This is a genomic window from Moraxella oblonga NBRC 102422 (assembly GCF_001598275.1).
In the GTDB taxonomy this organism is placed as follows: domain Bacteria; phylum Pseudomonadota; class Gammaproteobacteria; order Pseudomonadales; family Moraxellaceae; genus Moraxella; species Moraxella oblonga.
This window is the reverse complement of the sequence record NZ_BCYQ01000074.1, coordinates 1-4,248: the sequence shown is the minus strand read 5'-3', so window position 1 is coordinate 4,248 and position 4,248 is coordinate 1. Positions and strand designations below refer to the sequence as shown.

The window sequence follows — 4,248 nt, the reverse complement described above, 5'->3', positions numbered from 1 at the left end:
TTTAACAGTGCGTTGGCTTATACTGACAACAACGGCAACACTACTGACGCTAACGGCAAGCCATTGGCACCAACCAACAGCGTGAAGTTTGTGGGTCAAAACCCAGCCGCCCCTGTTACTGTGACTGGTGCGACCAGTGGTCTAACTCCACAAGACATCAGTACCTTGCCAAATGTGTCTAACCCAGCAGTTACTGCACCAGTCATCAACTTTAATGGTGGTAACAACGCCAACGTTGATGGTTCTACGGTAGCAACTGTGGGCGACCTACGCAACATGGGTTGGGTGGTTTCTACCAGCAAAGGTAACAACTACTCTGATGTTGTACGTAGTTCCAACGTGGTTGACTTTGTGGGTGCCAACGGTGTAACCGTAACAGGTGAAACAGTTAATGGCAAACGTGTCATCACTATCGCAGGTGGCGGTAACGGCGGTAACACAGTAACGGCTGGCAACAACGTGAACGTAACCACCAACACAACCAACCATCCAAATGGCACCTCAAGCGTGGATTATACGGTCAATGTACCAACAGCACCGATTACCACCAATGCCAATGGTTCGGTTAATGTACCAAGCACATCAGGTTTGGCGAATGCCACTGACGTAGCCAACGCCATTAACAACGCAGGTTGGAACGCACAAGCCAACGGTGCAAATGGCACATTGGTGAAACCAAGTGATACAGTTAGCTTCAACAACGGTGATAACATCAACATCACCAAAGATGGCAATAACTTCACTGTGTCAACTGCCAAAGACATCGATGTTAAGGGTAACCTAACTGTCGCTGGCAACACCACGCTTGGCAACATCAACGTGAAACCAAACTCAACCGTGAACATGGGTGGCAACACCATCACCAACGTAGCTCCTGCTACTAACGGCACTGATGCGGTGAACCTAGACCAGCTAAATGCAACTAAAGTACAAGTTGTGGCAGGTACCAACGTTAAAGTAGATACCGCAACCAAAGCAGATGGTTCAACTACCTATACTGTGCATTCAGGTGTTACTGTGAATGGTGGAAGTAATGTTTATGGTAACTTAGTGGATGGTGATGACACTTCTGTCAAACCAAGTGCTAATGGTAAAGGTGTAGAAGTTGTGGTGAATAAAGGTAATGTTGCTCCAACTGGTAAAGGCGATGTAACCTTTAACGCAACCAACGGTACAGTTGCGACGGTGGATCAAGTTGCCAACGCTATCAACAACTCAGGTTGGGACATCCAAGGCAACAAGGTACATACCACAGTAGTTGAAGATGTAGCCACTGGTGTACAAGATGTGGCAAACGCAACCACCACAGGTGCAACCAACATCGTCAAACCTACCACACAAGTGAACTTTGTGGATGGTGATGGTGTCTCTGCTACTGTAACCAAAGTTGTGGATAAAGATGGCAATGAAGTTAGACAAGACATTCGGTTTAACAGCCCAATGCTCTACAAAGATAAGGACGGTAACATCATTACTGGCAATCCTAACGATGCTGACAATCCGAACGCCGTTAAGAGCAATACTGTGGTTATGAAAGGTGGCGAACCTATCCAAATCCAAGAAGTTTCTTCTGGTGTGCGTGATGTAGTACACAACTACAAAAACATTCATGATGCTGTCATGGATTCAGATAGAAACGGCACAACAACCAATGCCGCCAACATCGGTGACATCAGAGGTGTGGCAGAAGGTATCCACAACCGCATCGATGGCGTAGTGGACGATGCCAACGCAGGTATTTCATCTGCTATGGCTGCCGCTTCCTTGCCACAAGCTTACCTACCTGGTAAATCTATGTTGACTGGTGGTGTGGCAAGCTACAACGGTGAAGGTGCTGTTGCGGTGGGTATGTCTAAGCTATCTGATAACGGTCGTTGGGTACTGAAACTTCACGGTTCTGCCGATACACGTGGTAATGTTGGTGGTGCAGTGGGTGCAGGTTTCCACTTCTGATTTGGCTAATATTGCTTATGTCCTGCCAGTTAGGGCATAAGCAATCCCCTTTAACTTTAAGGAATTTTTATGAAAAAAATTATTGGTTTAAGCGTACTGGGTCTTGCCGTACTTGCCAGCACAGGCTGTATGGGTACACGTGCGTTGAGTTCAGACATCAGTGCTGAAGGTCGCGTAGACAGAGATAACGTCAAATTTCCTGTACTAGAAAAAGCGTGGCAAAAAGATGGTATTTTCCCAAATACCGAAAATCTATCAAAAATCCGTGCAGGCGTCTCCAAAGATGAGCTTTACAACTTCATCGGTCGTCCACATTTTAGCGAAGCCAACCGTGCTCGTGAGTGGGACTATATCATGAAGTTTTACCAAGAAGACGATTCTGTCAAAATCTGTCAGTACAAAGTTATCTTTGATGAAAAATACAAAGGTCAAGAGTTCTACTGGAAACCTGCGGACTGTGAAAAACTTGCCAAACCTGCCCAACCTGTGGTGCAAGTGATTCAGCAACCTGCTCCTGCCCCAGTGCCCGGACCAGATGTTATGACTCCGATTATCAGCGAACAAATCACCTTGTCTGCTGATGCTCTGTTCTACTTTGACAAGTGGAAGCCAGAAGATATGCTACCAAAAGGCAAACCTGAGCTTGATGCGTTGGCAGAAAAACTGCGTGATTACCAGACTCGTGGTCGTCTACAAGTTCAGCTTGTTGGTCATACTGACTTCAAGGGCGATGATATGTACAACATGAACTTGTCGCAACTGCGTGCCCAAACAGTACGTAGTTACCTAATCCAGCGTGGTGTGGACGCAAGCTCTATCACGACATCTGGTGCAGGTGAAACTCAACCTGTCAAGTCTTGTAACACCAACTTGCCACGCAAACAACTGATTGATTGCTTGCAACCAAACCGCCGTGTAGAAGTGTCGGTGTCTGTGTATGCCATCAACTATCGTCAAGGCGAACCAACCGTTATCTTTAAATAATCGGTTAAAAAACAAAACCTCGCAAGGGGTTTTGTTTTTTTATTGGGTGTTAAAAATGCTTGCAAATCTACCAAAGTCTGCTATAATAAACGCCTATTCGGGGTGTAGCGCAGCTTGGTAGCGCACTTGCATGGGGTGCAAGGGGTCGCGAGTTCGAATCCCGCCACTCCGACCATACAATGAGAGCCATCGTATTTTTATACGGTGGCTCTTTTTATCATGCAGGTGTGTAATTCAAAAACAGAATAACATTTATGTCAATTTGACTGTTAAACTTTTTAAAAATTTGTTATGCTAGTCTTACCATTTTTGTTAGGAAATTTTCATGAACATTGCCAAAAATATCACTGCCTTGATTGGCAACACTCCCCTTGTTGAGTTAACTCACTTAACCCAAGGTCTGCCCGCTCGTGTGGTTGCTAAGTTAGAATATTTTAACCCAGCCAGCTCCGTCAAAGACCGCATTGCTTTATCTATGATTGAAGAAGCTGAAAAAGCAGGTTTGATTAATAAAAATACTACCATTGTGGAGGCGACAAGTGGCAATACAGGCATTGGTCTTGCGATGGTGTGTGCTGCCAAAGGCTATAAACTCATCATTACCATGCCTGAAAGCATGAGTTTGGAAAGAAGGGCTTTGCTACGTGCCTACGGAGCACAATTGGTGCTTACACCGGCGAGCGAGGGCATGGGCGGAGCGATTGCCAGAGCAGATGAGCTTGCCAGCCAGGACGGCTATTTTATGCCTCGTCAGTTTGACAATCTTGCCAATCCCAAAATCCACCGTGAAAGCACCGCCCTAGAAATCTGGAACGATACAGACGGTCAAGTGGACATCGTGGTGGCGGGGATTGGTACGGGTGGTACGATTACAGGCGTGGGCGAGGTGTTAAAAGCTAAAAATCCCAATGTCAAAATCGTGGCGGTTGAGCCTGCTGACAGCCCAGTATTTAGCGGTGGTGAAAAAGGCGCTCATAAACTACAAGGCTTGGCTCCCGGCTTTGTGCCAAGCATTTTAAATACCAAGATTTATGATGAAGTCATCACCGTTACCACCGAAGATGCCTTTACTACCGCTCGTCAGATGGCAGAAAAAGAGGGTATTTTGGTGGGTATCTCGTCAGGTGCGAGTGTGTGGTCGGCTCTGCAAGTGGCAAGTCGCCCTGAAAATGCAGGTAAACTCATCGTGGTGGTCGTACCGTCATCAGGTGAGCGGTATTTGTCCACCGCCTTGTTTGCAGATTTGGCACAGTAGTTTTGCCATGCAATACAGTTTGACAAAAAGGGCGACAAATCGCCCTTTTTGTATTA

The 4,248-nt window shown here is 46.3% G+C and carries 3 protein-coding genes and 1 tRNA gene; all 4 read left to right on the top strand.

The annotated features are described in order from the left end of the window. A partial coding sequence (locus MOB01S_RS11805) for a YadA family autotransporter adhesin (RefSeq protein WP_174521841.1) occupies positions 1 to 1,953 on the top strand: 1,953 nt, incomplete at its 5' end. 69 nt (positions 1,954 to 2,022) lie between these two features. Next, positions 2,023 to 2,937 carry an OmpA family protein gene (locus tag MOB01S_RS11800; protein WP_066805758.1) on the top strand — a complete coding sequence of 305 codons (915 nt, stop codon included), beginning with the start codon at positions 2,023 to 2,025 and terminating at the stop codon, positions 2,935 to 2,937. Positions 2,938 to 3,035: 98 nt separating this feature from the next. Continuing rightward, positions 3,036 to 3,112, top strand: a tRNA-Pro gene (locus MOB01S_RS11795). Between the two features lie 150 nt (positions 3,113 to 3,262). Then, positions 3,263 to 4,192: a cysteine synthase A gene (gene cysK, locus MOB01S_RS11790; RefSeq protein WP_066805756.1), complete on the top strand. Its 930-nt coding sequence runs from the start codon at positions 3,263 to 3,265 to the stop codon at positions 4,190 to 4,192. The last annotated feature ends 56 nt before the right edge of the window (positions 4,193 to 4,248 follow it).

Coding starts and splice junctions, on each gene's coding strand:
- cysK (WP_066805756.1), top strand. CDS start 3,263: ATGAACATTGCCAAAAATATCACTGCCTTGATTGGCAACACTCCCCTT.
- MOB01S_RS11800 (WP_066805758.1), top strand. CDS start 2,023: ATGAAAAAAATTATTGGTTTAAGCGTACTGGGTCTTGCCGTACTTGCC.